Genomic DNA, 16,875 nt, shown 5'->3' with positions numbered 1-16,875 from the left:
TTCAGTTTCCAGGAGAATTGCCATGGGCGGTTTTAGCCCGATTCACTTGCTCGTTCTCGCGGTCGTCGCGATCCTCCTTCTCGGCGGTGGCCGATTCTCGAACCTGATGGGCGACGTCGCCAAGGGCGTGAAGAATTTCAAGAAGGGCATGTCCGAGAACGACGACGAGACGCCGGCCAAGCCATCGGCCCGGATCGAAGCGCAGAAGACTGCCGATCCCGCGTTCGATCGCGACGGCAATCGCGTCCGTGACGACCGTCCTGCCTGAAGCCGGCAGAGTTGACGACCCTAGATAGGCGCGGCTGAATGTTCGATATCGCGCCCTCCGAGTTTCTGCTCGTGGCTTTCGTCGCGCTCGTCGTGATCGGTCCGAAGGACCTGCCCAAGGCGATGCGCGTGGTCGGCTATTGGGTCGGCAAGGCGCGCGGCGTCGCGCGGCAGTTTCGTTCGGGCTTCGATTCGATGGTCCGCGAGGCAGAACTCGAAGAGATGGAAAAGCGCTGGGCGTCAGAAAACGAACGCATCATGCGCGAGCATCCGCAGACGGGCACGGACTCGACGGCCGAAACCACGCAGGTGGTGCACTCGCCGGAGACGGAGGAGCACCGCCGCGATTATCGGTCCGTCGATCATACCGACGAGCCGGTGATGGTCGAGAAGCCCGTGGTGGCTGCTGCTTCGGAGCATGCTTCGCCGGTACCGGCCGAGCAGGAGCATAAGCCATTGGCGGATCGCGGTCCGGACCTGTTCGACGGGCCGCTGGATACGCCGGCCGCGACCGCGCCCCATCCTGACGACAAGACCGGTAAGTCCGAGGTGGCGTCATCGTGAACGCGGCGGTCGTGACTACCCACCATAACGCCGAAAGCCAGACATGAGCGAGATCGACGAAAGCCGGGCGCCGTTGCTCGACCATCTGATCGAGCTGCGGCGGCGGTTGCTCTATTGCATCGCCGCGCTGGTCGTGACGTTCGCGGTGGCGATGTATTTCGCCGAGAACATCTTCGGCTTCCTGGTTCACCCGCTGCTCGCAGCCGGCCAGAACAAGGTCATCTACACCGAGATCTTCGAGGCGTTCTTCGTCCAGATCAAGGTGGCGTTCTTCGCCGCGATGATGCTGTCATTCCCCGTGATCGCGAACCAGGTGTGGCAGTTCGTCGCGCCCGGCCTGTACAAGAAGGAACGCGGCGCGCTGCTGCCGTTCATCCTCGCGACGCCCGTCCTGTTCCTTACCGGCGCGGCGATGGCCTATTACGTTGCGATTCCGATGGCGCTGCACTTCCTGCTCGGCTTCGACGGGATGGTCGGCGGGATCCACCGCGAGGCGCTGCCTGCGATCGGCAACTACCTGTCGTTTACGATGCAGTTCCTGTTCGGCTTCGGTATCTCGTTCCTGCTGCCGGTCCTGCTGATGCTGCTGGAGCGGGCAGGGATCGTCACGCGCAAGCAACTGATCGGCGCGCGGCGCTATGCGATCGTCGCGGCGTTCGCGATTGCAGCGGTGCTGACGCCGCCGGATATCGGCTCGCAGCTGCTGCTCGCGATCCCGCTGGTGATCCTGTACGAACTCGCGCTGATCGGGATCTGGTTCACCGAGCGCAGCCGGGCGAAGGCCAAGGCGGTCGAGGGCGAGTCCACCGACATCGTCGAGAGCTGACCCGAGCCACGGCGCTTAGACAAATAGCAGTGCCGATATGAAAACGGGGCCCGGTGCATGTGCACCGGGCCCCGTTTCATTATCATAAGCGCAAAGGCTTACTTGGCGTTGTCCGCGGTCTTCGCGACGGTCTTGCCCGCCGAAGCCACGTCCTTGCCTGCGCCCTCGACCGTGTTGCATGCCGACACCATCAAAGCGCTGGCTACAATCGCCAGTCCAACCAACTTACGCATGATACTTCCTCCTAGAAGGGCTTAAATGCCACGGGAGGGGGAATGTTCGGGGGCGCCATTCGTTCCGCCGCTGGAACCAACGCCCGGCAGGAAAAGACTATTTCTGGAATAAAGGCCCGGCAGCATCACCAGGGGGGAGGGTGTGCTACCGGGCCTGTGTTCTGGACAGCGAGAGCGGGGGGCATAAAGTCGCTATCCGAAGTGTAGAACGGCAACGGCGATGGTCGGTTCCCGATTTTCTTCGAATCTATCCAATTAAATGCGGCGTTTGATATGGATCAGCCGACGTTGCAGAAAAGGCCTAGTCGCGCCCCGTAATGGCGAAGGCGATCTCGTACGCGCCGACGAGAGGATCGTGGTGCAGAGGCGACCGCAACTGGCGCGACAGGCCTTCCATGACGCGACCATAGCGCGACAGGGCCTCTCGGAACGCATCGCTCTCGACCAGCGCACGCGAAACGACGCGGACAACCGCCCGGTCCGGTTTGTCGGCAAGCTTGTCGGCCGGCTTGACCACGATCCTGATCTGAGCCGCCGGATCGCAGCTCATCGCCAGTTCGATCGTCTCCGTCACCAGGAACGCCAGCGCGACCGCGACGTCCTGGTTGACCAGATACGGATCGATATCGAGCGTGATGCCCAAGCCGTGCGAGCGATCCGACGCGGTCGCGCGAATATTGGCGGAAAGTTCGCCGATCATCGTCCGCAGGTTCAGCCCACGGTTTTCCTCGAGCTCGGCAAAATGGTTGCGGTGAACTACGGCCAGCGCATCGACGCGACGCTGGATCGACGAATAGGCTGCGGTGGCGTCAGGGCTGGGTGCGCTGCGGGCATGAAAGTTGATCAGGCTCGAGATGACCTGAAGATTGTTCTTCACGCGGTGGTGCACCTCGCGCGTAAGCTTGGTCTGGCGCACCAGTCCTTCGGCAAGGCCGGCCTCGTGCAGCGCAACGGTCCGGCTGATCGACTGGAACGTTTCGCCGAGTTCGCGAATCTCCTGGGCAGGCAAAGTGTGGACGGTGCCGAAGTCGAGTTCCTCGCCGGGCGTGAAGGCGGCCACTGCACCGCGTAGACGGCGGAGCGGGCGGATCAGAAGCCGGTCGACCACGAACCACGCTATGCTCGCCGCGGCGATCCACATCAGCAGCGGCAACAGCATTGCCACGATCAGCGACGACGTCACCGGCGCACTGCGGATGCTGGTCCGCAAGGCAAGCCCGGCGACGCCGAGTTCGGTACGCATCGTTTCCATGCGATCAAGCGGGCGCTCGTCGGCAATCGTCTCGAGGTGAAGCGCGTCCTCGTCGAGTACGATCGCGCTGCTGAATGCCGACGCTCGAGTCGAGGGACGTCCGATCTTCTCCAGGAACGCGCGTGGGAAGAAGGCGCGGGCGGACGTGTCGCCGCTGGGTCCGGAAATCGCGAGGGATCAGCCCATTGTCGGGGACGATCGCTGCCGCAACCGGCATGTTGTCCTGCCGCACGGTCACCGGGTTGGGCAGCGGAACGCCGCACAGGACATGGCCTGCACGGTCGGTGATGATGAAGCGCGTGCCGGCCGACGACTGCTGCGCGAACACGCCCTGGGCGCGTGCGCAACTCGGTGCATCAGCAGGGTCCGTCCCGAGCGCGTTCACCGCAACCCGAAGCGCGGTCATGTCGCCGACGAGTTCGATTGCGATGGCGCGCGCACTTTCGTCCGCCGTCACGCGCAACCGAGCACGCGCCTCTGCATCGGCCAGTCGCGTAGTCTGCAACGTGGCAAACACCGCGATCAAGGCCAACGGCAAGAGCGCCGCACTGATGATCAGGAAAAGTTTGGCGCCGGTGGGTAAACTGCCCATCGCGGACAGCAGACGGCGATCATTTAGCGGCGCTGGCTCCGGGGAGGTCGTATCTGGAGCGGTCGCTATGGGCTCGCGGCCCACCGTCAGTCCAGCTTGCCGAGGAGTTCGAGAAGGTCGTCCGGGATCGTCTCGTCCACGGTCTTCTGATACACCGAACGCAGCGCCGAACCCATTTGTTGGTCCTTATCAGGGACCTTGGCGGGCTTCGTTGCAGGCACTGTCTTCTCCGTGTCGTGGCCCAAACTCAAAACTTCCCCCTGCACGACGCAAACCAATATGTGATGACGAGCAAAACTGCGCCCATGGGCACCGGACTACATACTCGCGAAAGATGTTCGTGAAACCAAATAGCGTCTGGATGGTTCCACACCCGAGCGAAAAATACGCATCTCCGCTCGATCGCGGCCGATACTTGGCGGCGATGGCGTGGACACGGGGCATTTTCGACCGACACCATTGCAATGACGCGAGCCACCCGACACATGAGGGGCCGCGTAGGATCAGGGAGTATTCGTTACCCATGTCTCTTGGACAGCAACTTGCACCGCACCTTCCATTTTTGCGGCGCTACGGCCGGGCCCTGACCGGCAGCCAGATGCACGGCGACAAATATGTGCGCGCCACGCTCGAGGCGATCGTCGCCGCGCCTGAGGAATTCCCCCGCGACGTCGATCCCCGTCTCGGCCTGTACCGGATGTTCCAGGCGATCTGGAACTCGGCGAACTTCGACGAAGTCGCTGACGAGACTGCGACCGATTCCGAAGGTCACGAAGCCGTCGCCCGCGCTCGCCTCGCCCGGATGACCCCGCTTTCGCGTCAGGCGCTGCTGCTGACCGCGATGGAAGGCTTCACGCCGGAGGACGCGGCGTATCTGATCGAGGTCGATACCAGCGAAGTCGACGATCTGGTCGCGGATGCGTTGTCCGAGATCGAAAACCAGACCCGCGCCAAGGTTCTCATCATCGAGGACGAACCGATCATCGCGATGGATATCGAGACGATCGTCCGCGATCTTGGCCACGACGTCACCGGCGTTGCGGTCACGCGTGACGAAGCCGTCGCGCTGGCGATGGAAACGCGTCCCGGCCTCGTCCTCGCGGACATCCAGCTTGCCGACGACAGCTCGGGCATCGACGCGGTCAAGGATATCCTGGCTGAATTCGAGGTTCCGGTGATCTTCATCACCGCGTTCCCCGAGCGTTTGCTGACCGGCGAGCGTCCCGAGCCGACGTTCCTGATCACCAAGCCGTTCCAGCGGTCGACCGTGAAGGCCGCGATCAGCCAGGCCCTGTTCTTCGACCAGGCGACCGTCCCGACTGCCTGAAGCGGCGGCGCGTATCGGGTTCGTGACCGCAAGACGGTTACGGACCCAAAACGTTTTTCGCGAGTTTGGTGATTATGGCTGATCCGAACGAACCAATTCATATCGATACCGAGGATGCACGGGCTGGCGCCACGCCGCACATGACCCGGTACATCCTGGCGATCTCCCTCGTCTTGGTCATTGTTATCTTTGGCTTTATAATCCTGCGCTGAGCCGGATTATGAGCAGGTCGCTGGTATTTCCCGCGACCTGTGCCTATGTCTGTCGTCCGCGTACGGCAGTGTTTTATCGGGATTGATCGGATTACCATGACCCAGCCTGCTTCGCCCGTGGACGACGAAATCGAGAACGTTGTCGAGCCGGTCGAGCATGTCTCCTTGTCGGATGCCGAGTTCAAGGTTCAGCTTGCTCAGGTAATCCCGCATTTGCGTGCGTTCGGTCGCTCGTTGTCGGGTAGCCGCGATCTTGCCGACGATCTCGTGCAGGAAACGCTGCTCAAGGCTTGGGCCGCGCGTCTTCGGTTCCAGGCTGGGACGAACATGCGCGCGTGGACGTTCATCATCCTCCGAAACCTGTATTTGTCCCAGATGCGTCGTGCACGCTTCAAGGGCGAATGGGACGATCTGGTCGCCGACCGCATTCTTGCCGCGCCTGCGAGCCAGGATCGCCATGTCGAACTCGGCGACATGCAGCGTGCGTTGATGCATCTGCCTCAGCCGCAGCGTGAAGCGCTGATCCTAGTTGGTGCTGGCGGCTTTGCGTACGAAGAGGCTGCTGAAATCTGCAGCGTCGCAGTCGGTACGATCAAAAGCCGCGTGGCGCGTGGACGCGTTGCCCTCGAAACGATCCTCACCGATGGTTCGCTACCATCGCGACGTGATCATGATACAGATACGAGCAAGACGGCGCTTGATTCGATCATGGGCGATGTCGAAGAACTCAGCCGCGGTCGCTGAACCCAACTGACGAATGCCGTATCGCTCAGTTCAAGCGATGCGGCATCGCGTCCAGTCGGCGCAACATCATCATCATATCGTCGGGTACCGAGTGCGTGTCGTCGAACGCGCCACGTAGTGCGTGACCGATCACGTCGGTCGCGCGGGGGCGGCGCACGACCTGCTGGCCGTTCTCTTCGCGCCTGATCGTGAGGAATGCGTAAGTCATGTTCGCTATAACGGGCCAATAGCGGTTTCGTTGCTTTATCGTGACACGCGTCGGCAGCGGATTATAGCGATGTCGTATGGCTTTAGTCTCACCTGAACAGGCGATAAACGCCGCGCTGGATCGCGCAAGACTTTGGTCCCCATTCCTGGCGATGGTCCTCAACCGTGAGCCGGACTTGGCGCGATCGCTGGCGGCTGGCAAGCTGGACCTCTCCTTGTCGAGCGCCGAGGCCGATATGCCGGTCGCGCGTCGCCTGCGCGTCGAACGGCGCGCGATGGCGCTCAACGTCGCGATCGGCGACCTGGCCGGCGTTCTCGATCTCACCGCCGTGACCGGCGCGCTGACCCGCTTTGCCGACTATGCGCTCGACACCGCGATCCGCACCGCGATTGAGGAGCGGACCCCTGGTGCCGAACCGCTTGGCTTCGTCGCCATCGCGCTCGGCAAGCAGGGGAGTGGCGAACTCAATTATTCGTCGGACATCGATCCGATCCTGTTGTTCGATCCGGCGACGCTGCCCCGGCGTCTGCGCGAGGAGCCTGAAGAGGCGGCGGTCCGGATCGGCAAGCGCGTCGTCGAACTGCTCCAGGCGCGCGACGGCGACGGCTATGTCCTGCGCGTCGACCTTCGCCTGCGCCCATCGCCCGAGATCACGCCGATCGCGCTGCCGGTCGATGCGGCGATCGGCTATTACGAAGCACAGGCGCTGCCGTGGGAGCGCGCCGCGTTCATTCGGGCGCGCGCAGCCGCCGGTGACATCGCGCTCGGCCAGCGGTTCCTCGACGCTATCCGCCCGTTCGTGTGGCGTCGCGCGCTCGATTTTGGCGCGATCGGCGAAATCCGCGGCATCTCCGCGCGGATCCGCGATCATCATTCGCAAGGTCAGGCGTTCGGCCCCGGCTATGACCTGAAGCGCGGCCGTGGCGGCATCCGCGAGGCCGAGTTCTTCGCGCAGATCCACCAGCTGATCCACGGCGGCCGCGATCCCGCCCTGCGCGCGCCCGCAACCCGCGATGCCCTCACCAGGCTGGCCGAGGCAGGTTGGATCGGCACAGATGAATCGACTGCGTTGATCGACGGCTACACGCTGCTTCGAACGATCGAGCACCGCGTCCAGATGATCGACGACCGCCAGACGCACGCCTTGCCGACCGGCGATGCGCTCGACCGCGTGGCGAAACTGCACGGGCTGGACGATTCGGGTGCGTTATTGGCGTTGCTCGAACCGCGCGTCACGGCGACCGGCCGGATCTACGACGCGCTCGACGATGCCGTCCGGCCGGCCTTCTCGCATGACGCGGTGACTCTGGAAGCCGATCTTGCCGCAGCGGGGTTCGACGAGCCCGAATCGGCACGTCGGCGGATCGAGGCGTGGCGGGGCGGCGCCTATCCCGCGCTGCGCAGTCCGGCCGCGCGTGAGGCACTGGAGGCGGTGTTGCCGACGCTCGTCCCCGCGCTGGCGGCTGCTCCTGTCCCACAGGCCGCGCTGCTCCGATTGGACGCATTGCTCGAACGCCTGCCGAGCGCGATCAACATCTTCCGCTTGTTGGAGGCGCGACCGGGCCTGGCCACATTGCTCGCTGCCATCCTGAGCCATGCGCCCACGCTCGCGGACGATCTCGGCCGCCGTCCCGATCTGCTCGACGGGCTGATCGACGCGACCGCGTTCGAACCAGTCAGCGACGTCGCCATGCTCGAAGCGATCATGCGCGCGGGCGAGGCGGGCGGCGACTATCAGTCCAGGCTCGACCATGTCCGCCGCGTCGTCGGCGAGCTTCGATTCTGCGCTCGGGACACAGATTGTCGCCGGTGCGTCCGATCCGCTCGATGTCGCGGCAGGGTATGCACGCGTCGCGGAGGCGGCGATCGGCGTCCTCGCCTGCGCCACGATCGAGGAATTCGCGAAGGTCCATGGCCGCGTGCCGGACAGCGAACTCGTGGTGCTGGCGCTAGGTCGCATGGGTGGCGCGATGCTGACCCACGCGTCCGATCTCGATCTCATCTATCTGTTTACGGGCGATTTCGCCGCCGAGTCCGACGGCCCGAAGCCGCTCGGCGCAACGCTCTATTACAATCGTCTCGCACAGAGGCTGACCGGCGCTCTGTCGGTCGCGACCGCCGCCGGGCCGCTGTACCAGATCGACACCCGGTTGCGGCCATCTGGCGGGCAGGGGCCACTGGTCGTCACGCTCGACCGCTTCGCCCGTTACCAGCGCGAGGATGCCTGGACCTGGGAGCACATGGCGCTCACCCGCGCTCGCCCGGTGTTCGGATCGACCGAGGCTCGGGGATGCGGTAGCGGCGATCGTTCGCGGCGTGCTCGAGGGCGACCGACCGGCGCGCGACGTGATCACCGACGCACGGACGATGCGCAGCGACATGGCCGCGCACAAACCGCCCAAGGGGGCACTCGACGCCAAGCTGCTGCCCGGCGGCCTAGTCGATCTCGAATTCGCGACCCATGTCGTCCAGCTCGTGAACAGGGCCGGCTTCGATCCTAATCTGGGAACCGCGATCGACGCGCTGATCCGGCAAGGCCTGATCCCGCCGTCACTTCGACCGGCGCACGACGTCCTCACGCGTTTGCTCGTGACGTTGCGGCTTGTCGCGCCCGATGCCGCGCCGCCGGGGCATGCCACGGAGGACCTCATCGCGCGCGCGATTGGGGTGGCGGACTGGGCAGCGGTGGTTGCCACGCTGGAAACGACGCGGCAGGAGGTCCGCCGGTTCTGGGCGCAGGTGACGGGAGAGCAGGATGGATGAAGGTTCGAAGATCCCCGACGTGTCGGTGACGATCGACGACGCGGTGGTTTCGCTCGCGAGCCTCGGCGCCGCGCTGGTGGTGTATTTCTACCCGAAGGACGACACAGCCGGTTGCACCACCGAGGCGAAGGACTTCTCCGCACTTTCCGACGCTTTCGCAGAGGCGGGCGTTACTGTCGTCGGCGTGTCCAAAGACAGTGCAGCGTCGCACGCAAAATTCACGGCAAAACATGGGCTTGCGGTTCGGCTTGCCAGCGATGTCGAAGGTGTTGCCTGCGAGGCTTTCGGCGTGTGGGTCGAGAAGGCGATGTACGGTCGCAAGTACATGGGCATCGAGCGCGCGACGTTCCTGTTCGGCGCCGACGGCACGCTGGCCAAGGCGTGGCACAAGGTCCGCGTAGCGGGGCATGCCGAAGCGGTTCTGGCCGCCGCCAAGGCGCTCTGAACAGCCCGCAGTAACGTTCGGAGATTCGCCGACATTTCACGTTCGATGTCGTCGTCGGCTTCCTGTTCCCTTGCAATCGTCTCGATTTGCATCAACTCGCCGCATCAACCTGCCGCTCCGCCGCGCCGACCGCGCGGGGCTATTGCCCGGAACGGCGGTATCCGGCCTAACCCAGACTGTCTGGTGCGCGGAGGGGCTGCGAGTCAGGACAGAGTTTCGGAGCCGTCCGCCTTGAAGCGAACGGCCCTGCATTTTTGTGTCGGGGACCAATGGTCGAATTTACCGCAGCAGCCATCGTGACGCGCGTTAAGGCCGTGTCGATGGTGTCCAAGTCGTTCACGTTTCGCCGTTTGGCGGTCGCCGCAACAGTAATGGGGATGGCCACGGTCGGTGCCACTGCCCAGGCTCAGGTCGTCGCCTCCAAGGTAGCGCACCACGTTGCTGCAACCGGTGGTCCGATGATCGCCGCGAACACCGAGGAAGCCACCGCCGATCTCCGCGCCGACGCGCAGTTTCGCACGCTGTTCCAGACCTGGAAGAAGCTCGACGCGACGCAGCAGGGTGTGATCGCGATCCCGTCGGTCCAGCCGGTCCACTCGCTTTCGTTCACCAGCAATTTCGGCATCCGCTCCGATCCTTTTCGCGGCACCGCGGCGATGCATGCCGGCGTCGACATTCCCGGCCCGGTCGGCACGCCGATCTACGCCACCGCCGACGGCATCATCGCGCACGCCGGTCGCCAGGGCGGCTACGGCAACATGGTCGAGATCAGCCACGGCAAGGGCATCGCGACCCGCTACGGCCATCTGTCGAAGATCCTCGTCGGCGATAACGCCCGCGTCGTTCGCGGCCAGCTGATCGCACTGATGGGCTCGACCGGCCGCTCGACCGGCTCGCATCTTCACTATGAAGTCCGCATCGATGGCCACGCGGTCAACCCGGTGCCGTTCCTGACCACCGCGGATTACCTGCTCGCCGCACAGGACCGCTCGGTAAACGCGATCCCGGTTTCGACGAGCGGCCCCGCCGCGCAGGACTGATCAACCCCAAGGTTGCCGCGGATAGCGCAACCCCCTATCTCCAGCTCATGGCAACGCTGGTTCAAGACATCATCCTAACCCCCTCCGCTGCGGCGCGCGTCGCGGCGATCGCCGTCAAGCAGGGGAAGCCGGCGATCCTGCGTCTCTCGGTCGACGGCGGCGGCTGTTCCGGGTTCCAGTACAAGTTCGGGTTCGCCGATTCGGTCGAGTTCGATGACGTGATCGCCGAGCATGACGGCGTGAAGCTCGTCGTCGACAGCGTCAGCATCGACCTCGTCCGTGGCTGTGCGGTCGATTACGTTGAGTCGCTCGCCGGCGCCGCATTCAAGGTCGAGAACCCCAACGCCGCGTCGGGTTGCGGCTGCGGTTCCAGCTTCTCGGTCTGAGACTGCCATGAAAATCGTCACGTACAACGTCAACGGCATCAAGGCGCGGTTGCCGCGACTGATCGAGTATCTCACCGAAGACCAGCCCGACATCGTCTGTCTACAGGAACTGAAGTCGAGCGACGACACCTTCCCGATCGCCGACATCGAAGCCGCCGGATACGGGGCAGTCTGGCACGGCCAGAAGGCCTGGAACGGCGTCGCGATCCTCGCGAAGAGCGGCACGCCCGTCGTCCGCCAGCGCGGTCTCGAAGGCGAACCAGAGGGACGAGCACAGCCGCTACATCGAGGCGGAGATCGACGGCCTGATCGTCGCCGCTCTCTACCTCCCCAACGGCAACCCGCAGCCCGGCCCCAAATTCGACTACAAGCTCCGCTGGATGGACCGCCTCGCCGCCCGTGCGCGCGTCCTGCATGCGGAGGAAAAGCCGGCCATCCTCGCCGGCGACTACAACGTCATCGCCAACGACGACGATACCTTCTCCGTCCGCGCGATGCAGGACGACGCGCTTATGCAGCCCGAAAGTCGCGAGCATTACCGCGCGCTCGTCGCACAGGGCTGGACCGACGCGCTCCGCACGCAATTCCCCAAGGGTGGCGTATGGACGTTCTGGGATTACCAAGCGGGCGCATGGCAGCGTGACGCCGGGTTCCGCATCGACCACCTCCTGCTCAGCCCGCAGGCCGCCGACCGAATGATCGATGCCGGCGTCGACAAGGCCTATCGCGGGCGGGAAAAGGCCAGCGACCACGCGCCGACCTGGGTCCGCCTGCGATGAAACGGCTACTGATCGGTATCGCCCTGGCGAGCCTGTCCGGCGCGGCGATGGCGCAGGACCGCGAATATTGCCCTGATCGTCCTGGCATCGATACGCCCGCCTGCACGATGGCGCCCGGCAAGATCTCGGTCGAGACGTCGATCGCCGACTGGACGCGCGACGACCAACCGGGCTCGCGAGAGGACAACATCCTGTTCGGCGACACGCTAGTTCGCGTCGGCGTCAGCGACTCGATGGAGGCGCGGATCGGTTGGACGCCATTCGGGCACGACCGGATGCGCGATTCGACCCGCGTCGATACGGTGAACGGTGTCGGCGACGTGTCGCTCGGGATGAAGGCGAACCTCCACAATCCCGACGGCGCCGGCTTGTCGGTATCGGTGCTGCCGTTCGTGACTTTGCCGGTTGGCCGTTCGTCGATCGGCGCCGGTGATTGGGGCGCAGGGTTCCTCGTCCCCGTGACCTACGAGATATCCGACACGGTCTCGCTCGACCTGACGCCGGAAATCGATGCGGCGGTCGATCAGGACGGCAATGGCCGGCATCTCGCCTATAGTTCGACCGCCGGCCTGGCCGTGAAGCTCGACAAGGCGTTCACGTTGACCGGCGAGATGCAGGCGCTCCGCGACGACGATCCGCAGGAGCATGAGACGCAGGCCGTCGCGGCGCTGTCGCTCGCATGGATGGCGAACGACAATCTGCAGTTCGACCTATTCGGTGCGGCGGGGTTGAACGCCAATACGCCGGATGCGCGGCTATATGCTGGCATATCCCGGCGCTTCTAGATGCTGGCCGGCCTGCTCCTGCTTCAAGCGGTTGCCGGGCCGCCGCTTCCACCTGAATTGCGCAAGCGGCCTGCTAGGCCGACGATGCCGTGTCCGGTCCAGACCGACCCCGATGGCGAGATCGTCGTCTGTGCGCGTTCGACCGACCAAAGGCTGGCGACGCTAGCGGCGCCGGTCCAGCCGCCGCGGGGTGACCCGCTGTCGTTCCGGCTGCCGGGTGGCGGCAAGGGGAATGTCCACGCGATCCGAACGCAGCTACCCGGCGCAAGCGGGCAGGGGGGCCGCAGTGACGCTGAAAATGCCGTTCGGTAAGGGGGAGCGGGAGTAGGGGCGGCGCGACAATGCCGAGCCGTCCTCGCCTCCTTGTTCCCCCGCGAAGGCGGGAGCCCAGACTGGGCCCCCGCCTTCGCGGGAGAACACGCTATCTCAGGCCGAGAACGCTTCCCGCTCTTACCTAAAGCACCCGCTCGTACACCTGGTACACCTTGTTCACCCGGCTCTCGATCGTCTCGGCGATCGACCGCATCCCCTGGTTGTCATCCAGGATCCAGCCGATCTCCGCGCGCTGCGCACCGTATTTATCGACCGAGGCGCGGCGGATATATTCGATCATCATGAAAGCCAGCTGGCTCGCCATCCGCGACGCCTGCAGTTCCTTCACCACCCCCATCAGCGGCACGCGCACCGTCCGCACCTTGGGTTTGCGCAGCCACCACAACAGCTTCGCCCAACCGAACGGCAACAGGCTCCCGTTGAGCGGCTTGATCGCCTCGTTGAGGTCCGGCAGCGTGATCATGAACGCGACCGGCCTGCCGTCCAGCTCGGCGATACGGATCAGGTCGTTGAAGACGATCGGCTTGAGCTTCACGCCGACATCCTTGATCTCCGGCGGGGTCAGCGGCACGAAGCCCCAATTGTCGCGCCACGCGTCGTTGAGGATCGACAGGATGATCGCCGCCTCCTCCTCGAACTTGGTCTTGTCGACGTTGCGGACGCTGATCCGCGGGTTCTTCTCACCCGATTTGATGATCCGCTGGACGATCGGCGGGAACTGCTTCGTGACGTCGACCTCATAGGTCATCAGCTGCTTGATCGGGCGGTACTGCGCCCATTCGATCCAGCCGCGATATTCGCGCTTGGCGTGCCCCATCATGATCGTCGGCGGATGGTCGTATCCGTCGATCAGCAGGCCCGGTTCCTCCCAGATCGACATGCTGATCGGCCCGAGCGCCCGCGTCATGCCCTGCTCGCGCAGCCACGTCTCGGCGCGCTCCAGCAGCGCCTGGAACACGTCCTGCCGCTCCGCTTCCATCAAGCCCCATTGGCCGACGCCGGGCCCGAACCCCCTGCTCGGCGGGCATCGTCAGCGCGAGCGTATCGATATGCGCCGAGATGCGCCCGACCACGCGGCCGTCTTCCTCGGCCAGGAACAGTTGCGCCTTGGCATGGCTGAACCAGCCGTTCTTCTCGGGCGTGATCAGTCCCAGCGCTTCCGATTTTAAAGGCGGCACCCAATTGGGATCGTCGGCATAGAGACGGAACGGCAGATCGATGAAGATCTTGCGGTCCTTCTTGGTCTCGACCGGTCGAATGATGAGCTTGGCCATGTCGTGTTCCCGAATACGCAGTTGCGCGTGTCTACCCAGCGAAGCGAATAAAGGCGAGTGACACCTGCGTCATCGCAAGACCCTGTCAGAGTGATCGGGTTTCCTCCGGCACGGCGGCATCCGCGCGGCCTGTAAATGCCACGGTACCGCCACTATCTTCGGGCAATGGATATGCCCATGGACACATCGCTCAGCCTCGCTCGCGGCACGGCCGCTCCAGCTTCCATTCCCGCAGTTTCGCCCCGTGTCGGAGGGATGGAGCGCGTTGCCGACGACAAGGCGATGCTGCGTGCAGCCGCAGACCTGACGCGCGATCTGGTGAAGCCGCGCCCGGCGATCTACTGGGCCGACCTCATCGCATCGATGGTTGTCGGCTATGGCGCGCTGGCAGTGGCGGCCACCTTGACGTCGACGCCGGTGGTGATCGTCGCCGGCATAATGGCGATGCTGGGCCTCTATCGCGGGCTGAGCTTTATCCACGAAGTCAGCCACATGAAGCATGCCTCCGTCCCGAACTTCCGGCTAGGCTGGAACGTGCTCGTCGGCGTGCCGCTGATGACCCCGTCCTTCATGTACGAGGGCGTCCACAACCTCCATCACGCCAAGACCCGCTACGGCACGGTCGAAGATCCCGAATATTTGCCGCTCGCGCTCATGAAGCCGTGGACGCTGCCGCTGTTCATCGTCGTATCGGCGCTCGCACCGATCGCGCTGCTGATCCGGTTCGCGATCCTGTCGCCGATCTCGCTGCTGTCGCCGAAGCTGCGGACGATGATCGTCGAGCGCTATTCGGCCCTTGCGATCAATCCGCAGTTCCGCCGTCGGACCCCCGAAGGCGAGGCAAAAGCTTATTGGGATCGGCTCGAGATGGCCGCGAGCCTGTGGGCAATCACGCTGATCGCGATCACCGTGACCGGTGTCTTGCCTTTGCGCGCGTTCGTGACGATCTTCGCGGTCGCCTCTGCATTCGCGGTCCTCAACCAGGTCCGTACGCTGGTTGCGCATCTGTGGGAGAATGACGGCGAGCCGATGACCGTCACCGCGCAGTATCTTGATACCGTCAACGTCCCGCCGCCGGCGTTGCTGCCCGCGCTCTGGGCACCCGTGGGTCTGCGCTACCACGCGCTACACCACCTGTTGCCCGGACTGCCCTATCATGCGCTGGGCGAGGCGCATCGTCGCATCACGGCCGAACTCGATGCCGTCTCGCCGTATCACAAGGCGAGCTATCCAGGGTTGCCCGGTCTGGTGAGCAAGATCGCACGCAGCACGATGGTCCGCCGCTGATCAGAATGCCGGGCCGGTCGCGAACGACTGGCCTAGCATTCCAGATTATTTCGCAGCGTCGAACTGCTTGAGCGCCATAACCGCGTTGCGTCCGACATCGGTCGTCGGCGCCAATTTTGCAGCCGTTCCCCATGCCTCCCGTGCAGCCGCTTCGTCGCCAGCCGACGCCGCGATGTTCCCCGCTTCCAGCTGAACCGACGCATCGTCGGCCGAGCGCTTCAACGCCTGTGCGATATCTGCTTTGGCGCGCGGAATGTTGCTCATCCGACGGGCTAGCGTCGCCGACAACAGCCACGCAAGCGGGTCGGCGCCGGCGGTGGTTAGCGCCAGATCGAGATCGCTCCGCGCCGCATCAAGCTCGCCCGCCGCGACCAGCGCGCGTGCATGATCCAGTTGCGCTTCACCCAGCGGCAGTCCCGTCAGCGATCCCGCGGTAAGCGCGGAATCGAGCGCGACACGCGCCTTGGCGGGCTGCCCCGAGGCGAGCCATGCATTGCCAGCCTGTGCCCAATAATTGGCTGCTCGCGTGTCCTTCGCGATCTGAGCCTCCCGCGCCGCTTCCTCGAATTCGGCTGCTGCCGACGGCCAATTCTTTTCGGCGGCGAAGGCGAGCCCGGCGCATTGCCGCGCGAAATACCGTCCCCCGCTGATTCGCCAGCGACCCGCTTCGGCGCGTGCGGCGGCGGGGTCGCTTTGCGTAAGGGCGGCGCAGCGAGCGAACCGACCACCTTGCACATCGACGGGTCCGGCAGCAGGGGCGGCGGCTGGACTGGGGGCGGCGGCCTGCGCAGCGGCAAGCAACACTATCAGGATCATAAGGCGGCGATCACATCCTCGACCGCCCGGATGATGAGGGAGATGTCGCTGTCACGCGACAGGCGGTGGTCGCCGTCCTTGACCAGCCACGTCTGCACGTCGGCTGAACGCAACAGCTCGGCAAGGCGCGCGGTACGGTGCCACGGCACGTCCGGATCGCGCTGCCCCTGGACCAGCCGTACCGGACCGTCGAACGCGATCTCGCCGAACATCAGCCGGTTGGCCTCGCCCGACGACCAGAACGCGCGGGTATAGACGGTCGGCTCGGGGCCATAGGGGTTCTTGCGCTCGATCCGGCCGTTGCTGAGCAGCGCCATCTTCTCGTCGGTGGTGAAGCCCCAGTCGGTGAAGTCGGGTGCCGGCGCGATCCCGACCAGACCTTTGACCAGATCGGGCCGCATCTTCGCCGCCAGCAGCATCAGCCAGCCGCCCATCGACGATCCAACGAGGATCGCCGAATCCTCCACCAGCGCATCGATCATCGCCAGCACGTCGTCGCGCCAGTCGACCAGGGTCTGGTCCTCGAACGCGCCTTCGCTTTGCCCGCAGCCACCATAGTCGAACCGCAGGAACGCGCGCCCCTCGGACTTCGCCCACGCCTCCAGCGTCACGGCCTTGGTCCCCATCATGTCGGACGCATAGCCCGACAGGAACACGATCGTCGGTCCCGTCACGCCCTCGGCCGCGGGCGTGTGATGATAGGCGAGGCGAGGGGGCGCTCCTTGGCGGGCGGCGTCGGTGC

General features: G+C 64.7%; 17 protein-coding genes and 4 pseudogenes. 13 read left to right on the top strand and 8 right to left on the bottom strand.

Annotation, left to right across the window (positions count from 1 at the left end; translation table 11 throughout):
• Positions 1 to 22: 22 nt before the first annotated feature.
• From NHF48_RS08490 to tatC, 3 genes are read left to right on the top strand one after another with little or no spacing between them, the layout of a single operon-like run.
• Positions 23 to 268: a Sec-independent protein translocase subunit TatA gene (locus NHF48_RS08490; protein WP_056055794.1), complete on the top strand. Its 246-nt coding sequence runs from the start codon at positions 23 to 25 to the stop codon at positions 266 to 268.
• Positions 269 to 306: 38 nt separating this feature from the next.
• A complete protein-coding gene (tatB, locus tag NHF48_RS08485; RefSeq protein WP_253070835.1) occupies positions 307 to 831 on the top strand; it encodes a Sec-independent protein translocase protein TatB in 525 nt (174 codons plus the stop codon).
• A gap of 43 nt (positions 832 to 874) precedes the next feature.
• Positions 875 to 1,657: a twin-arginine translocase subunit TatC gene (gene tatC / locus NHF48_RS08480; protein ID WP_107953731.1), complete on the top strand. Its 783-nt coding sequence runs from the start codon at positions 875 to 877 to the stop codon at positions 1,655 to 1,657.
• Between the two features lie 98 nt (positions 1,658 to 1,755).
• Here tatC and NHF48_RS08475 read toward each other — a convergent pair whose 3' ends face one another.
• From NHF48_RS08475 to NHF48_RS08465, 4 genes are all read right to left on the bottom strand, one after another.
• Positions 1,756 to 1,890, bottom strand: a complete 135-nt coding sequence (locus NHF48_RS08475; RefSeq protein WP_056055798.1) for an entericidin A/B family lipoprotein — start codon at positions 1,888 to 1,890, stop codon at positions 1,756 to 1,758.
• Positions 1,891 to 2,191: 301 nt separating this feature from the next.
• Positions 2,192 to 3,142, bottom strand: a complete 951-nt coding sequence (locus tag NHF48_RS24890) for a sensor histidine kinase (protein WP_342454608.1) — start codon at positions 3,140 to 3,142, stop codon at positions 2,192 to 2,194.
• Positions 3,143 to 3,146: 4 nt separating this feature from the next.
• Positions 3,147 to 3,734 (bottom strand): hypothetical protein, encoded by a 588-nt coding sequence (locus NHF48_RS24885; RefSeq protein ID WP_342454607.1) that lies wholly within the window; start codon positions 3,732 to 3,734, stop codon positions 3,147 to 3,149.
• Positions 3,735 to 3,820: 86 nt separating this feature from the next.
• Positions 3,821 to 3,910: a NepR family anti-sigma factor gene (locus tag NHF48_RS08465; RefSeq protein ID WP_162236688.1), complete on the bottom strand. Its 90-nt coding sequence runs from the start codon at positions 3,908 to 3,910 to the stop codon at positions 3,821 to 3,823.
• 347 nt (positions 3,911 to 4,257) lie between these two features.
• Between NHF48_RS08465 and NHF48_RS08460 the strand changes: the two genes are divergently transcribed.
• Positions 4,258 to 5,061 carry a response regulator gene (locus NHF48_RS08460; RefSeq protein WP_253070834.1) on the top strand — a complete coding sequence of 268 codons (804 nt, stop codon included), beginning with the start codon at positions 4,258 to 4,260 and terminating at the stop codon, positions 5,059 to 5,061.
• A gap of 308 nt (positions 5,062 to 5,369) precedes the next feature.
• Positions 5,370 to 6,017, top strand: coding sequence for a sigma-70 family RNA polymerase sigma factor (locus NHF48_RS08455; RefSeq protein WP_253070833.1), 648 nt, complete (start codon positions 5,370 to 5,372; stop codon positions 6,015 to 6,017).
• Between the two features lie 25 nt (positions 6,018 to 6,042).
• Here the strand turns inward: NHF48_RS08455 and NHF48_RS08450 are convergent, their stop codons facing one another.
• Complete coding sequence (locus NHF48_RS08450) at positions 6,043 to 6,225, bottom strand: hypothetical protein (protein WP_056057498.1); 183 nt, start codon at positions 6,223 to 6,225, stop codon at positions 6,043 to 6,045.
• A 76-nt stretch (positions 6,226 to 6,301) separates the two neighbouring features.
• Here NHF48_RS08450 and NHF48_RS08445 point away from each other — a divergent pair.
• The 7 genes and pseudogenes from NHF48_RS08445 (at position 6,302) to NHF48_RS08415 (ending at position 12,735) form a co-directional block, all read left to right on the top strand.
• Positions 6,302 to 8,988, top strand: a pseudogene (locus tag NHF48_RS08445) (bifunctional [glutamine synthetase] adenylyltransferase/[glutamine synthetase]-adenylyl-L-tyrosine phosphorylase).
• Positions 8,981 to 9,433: a peroxiredoxin gene (locus NHF48_RS08440; RefSeq protein ID WP_253070832.1), complete on the top strand. Its 453-nt coding sequence runs from the start codon at positions 8,981 to 8,983 to the stop codon at positions 9,431 to 9,433. Before NHF48_RS08445 ends, NHF48_RS08440 begins: the two are co-directional and overlap by 8 nt.
• A 443-nt stretch (positions 9,434 to 9,876) precedes the next feature.
• Positions 9,877 to 10,473: pseudogene (locus NHF48_RS08435) on the top strand (M23 family metallopeptidase); the annotation flags it as partial.
• Between the two features lie 47 nt (positions 10,474 to 10,520).
• Complete coding sequence (erpA, locus tag NHF48_RS08430) at positions 10,521 to 10,859, top strand: iron-sulfur cluster insertion protein ErpA (RefSeq protein WP_253070830.1); 339 nt, start codon at positions 10,521 to 10,523, stop codon at positions 10,857 to 10,859.
• A 7-nt stretch (positions 10,860 to 10,866) separates the two neighbouring features.
• Positions 10,867 to 11,638 (top strand): annotated as a pseudogene (xth, locus tag NHF48_RS08425) (exodeoxyribonuclease III).
• Entirely contained in the window at positions 11,635 to 12,423 is a 789-nt protein-coding gene (locus NHF48_RS08420) for a transporter (protein WP_253070829.1), read from the top strand. The pseudogene xth and the gene NHF48_RS08420 overlap by 4 nt, the downstream one beginning before the upstream one ends.
• Positions 12,424 to 12,735: a hypothetical protein gene (locus NHF48_RS08415; protein WP_253070828.1), complete on the top strand. Its 312-nt coding sequence runs from the start codon at positions 12,424 to 12,426 to the stop codon at positions 12,733 to 12,735.
• A gap of 142 nt (positions 12,736 to 12,877) precedes the next feature.
• On the opposite strand, the pseudogene NHF48_RS08410 reads toward NHF48_RS08415, so the two are convergent.
• Positions 12,878 to 14,030: pseudogene (locus NHF48_RS08410) on the bottom strand (N-acetyltransferase).
• A 177-nt stretch (positions 14,031 to 14,207) separates the two neighbouring features.
• Here NHF48_RS08410 and NHF48_RS08405 point away from each other — a divergent pair.
• A complete protein-coding gene (locus NHF48_RS08405) occupies positions 14,208 to 15,317 on the top strand; it encodes a fatty acid desaturase family protein (protein ID WP_253070827.1) in 1,110 nt (369 codons plus the stop codon).
• Positions 15,318 to 15,362: 45 nt separating this feature from the next.
• On the opposite strand, the gene NHF48_RS08400 is transcribed toward NHF48_RS08405, so the two are convergent.
• Complete coding sequence (locus NHF48_RS08400) at positions 15,363 to 16,133, bottom strand: hypothetical protein (RefSeq protein ID WP_253070826.1); 771 nt, start codon at positions 16,131 to 16,133, stop codon at positions 15,363 to 15,365.
• Positions 16,130 to 16,807 (bottom strand): alpha/beta hydrolase family protein, encoded by a 678-nt coding sequence (locus tag NHF48_RS08395; RefSeq protein ID WP_253070825.1) that lies wholly within the window; start codon positions 16,805 to 16,807, stop codon positions 16,130 to 16,132. The genes NHF48_RS08400 and NHF48_RS08395 overlap by 4 nt, the downstream gene beginning before the upstream one ends.
• Positions 16,808 to 16,875: the final 68 nt, after the last annotated feature.

This window comes from Sphingomonas sp. H160509 (assembly GCF_024124765.2).
Taxonomy (GTDB): Bacteria; Pseudomonadota; Alphaproteobacteria; order Sphingomonadales; family Sphingomonadaceae; genus Sphingomonas.
This window is presented reverse-complemented; position numbering and strand designations above follow the sequence as displayed.

Bases quoted from the DNA above. Each gene is read 5' to 3' on its own strand.
- NHF48_RS08490 (WP_056055794.1), top strand. From the start codon at position 23: ATGGGCGGTTTTAGCCCGATTCACTTGCTCGTTCTCGCGGTCGTCGCG.
- tatB (WP_253070835.1), top strand. From the start codon at position 307: ATGTTCGATATCGCGCCCTCCGAGTTTCTGCTCGTGGCTTTCGTCGCG.
- tatC (WP_107953731.1), top strand. From the start codon at position 875: ATGAGCGAGATCGACGAAAGCCGGGCGCCGTTGCTCGACCATCTGATC.
- NHF48_RS08475 (WP_056055798.1), bottom strand. From the start codon at position 1,890: ATGCGTAAGTTGGTTGGACTGGCGATTGTAGCCAGCGCTTTGATGGTG.
- NHF48_RS24890 (WP_342454608.1), bottom strand. From the start codon at position 3,142: ATGGAAACGATGCGTACCGAACTCGGCGTCGCCGGGCTTGCCTTGCGG.
- NHF48_RS24885 (WP_342454607.1), bottom strand. From the start codon at position 3,734: ATGGGCAGTTTACCCACCGGCGCCAAACTTTTCCTGATCATCAGTGCG.
- NHF48_RS08465 (WP_162236688.1), bottom strand. From the start codon at position 3,910: ATGGGTTCGGCGCTGCGTTCGGTGTATCAGAAGACCGTGGACGAGACG.
- NHF48_RS08460 (WP_253070834.1), top strand. From the start codon at position 4,258: ATGTCTCTTGGACAGCAACTTGCACCGCACCTTCCATTTTTGCGGCGC.
- NHF48_RS08455 (WP_253070833.1), top strand. From the start codon at position 5,370: ATGACCCAGCCTGCTTCGCCCGTGGACGACGAAATCGAGAACGTTGTC.
- NHF48_RS08450 (WP_056057498.1), bottom strand. From the start codon at position 6,225: ATGACTTACGCATTCCTCACGATCAGGCGCGAAGAGAACGGCCAGCAG.
- NHF48_RS08440 (WP_253070832.1), top strand. From the start codon at position 8,981: ATGGATGAAGGTTCGAAGATCCCCGACGTGTCGGTGACGATCGACGAC.
- erpA (WP_253070830.1), top strand. From the start codon at position 10,521: ATGGCAACGCTGGTTCAAGACATCATCCTAACCCCCTCCGCTGCGGCG.
- NHF48_RS08420 (WP_253070829.1), top strand. From the start codon at position 11,635: ATGAAACGGCTACTGATCGGTATCGCCCTGGCGAGCCTGTCCGGCGCG.
- NHF48_RS08415 (WP_253070828.1), top strand. From the start codon at position 12,424: ATGCTGGCCGGCCTGCTCCTGCTTCAAGCGGTTGCCGGGCCGCCGCTT.
- NHF48_RS08405 (WP_253070827.1), top strand. From the start codon at position 14,208: ATGGACACATCGCTCAGCCTCGCTCGCGGCACGGCCGCTCCAGCTTCC.
- NHF48_RS08400 (WP_253070826.1), bottom strand. From the start codon at position 16,133: ATGATCCTGATAGTGTTGCTTGCCGCTGCGCAGGCCGCCGCCCCCAGT.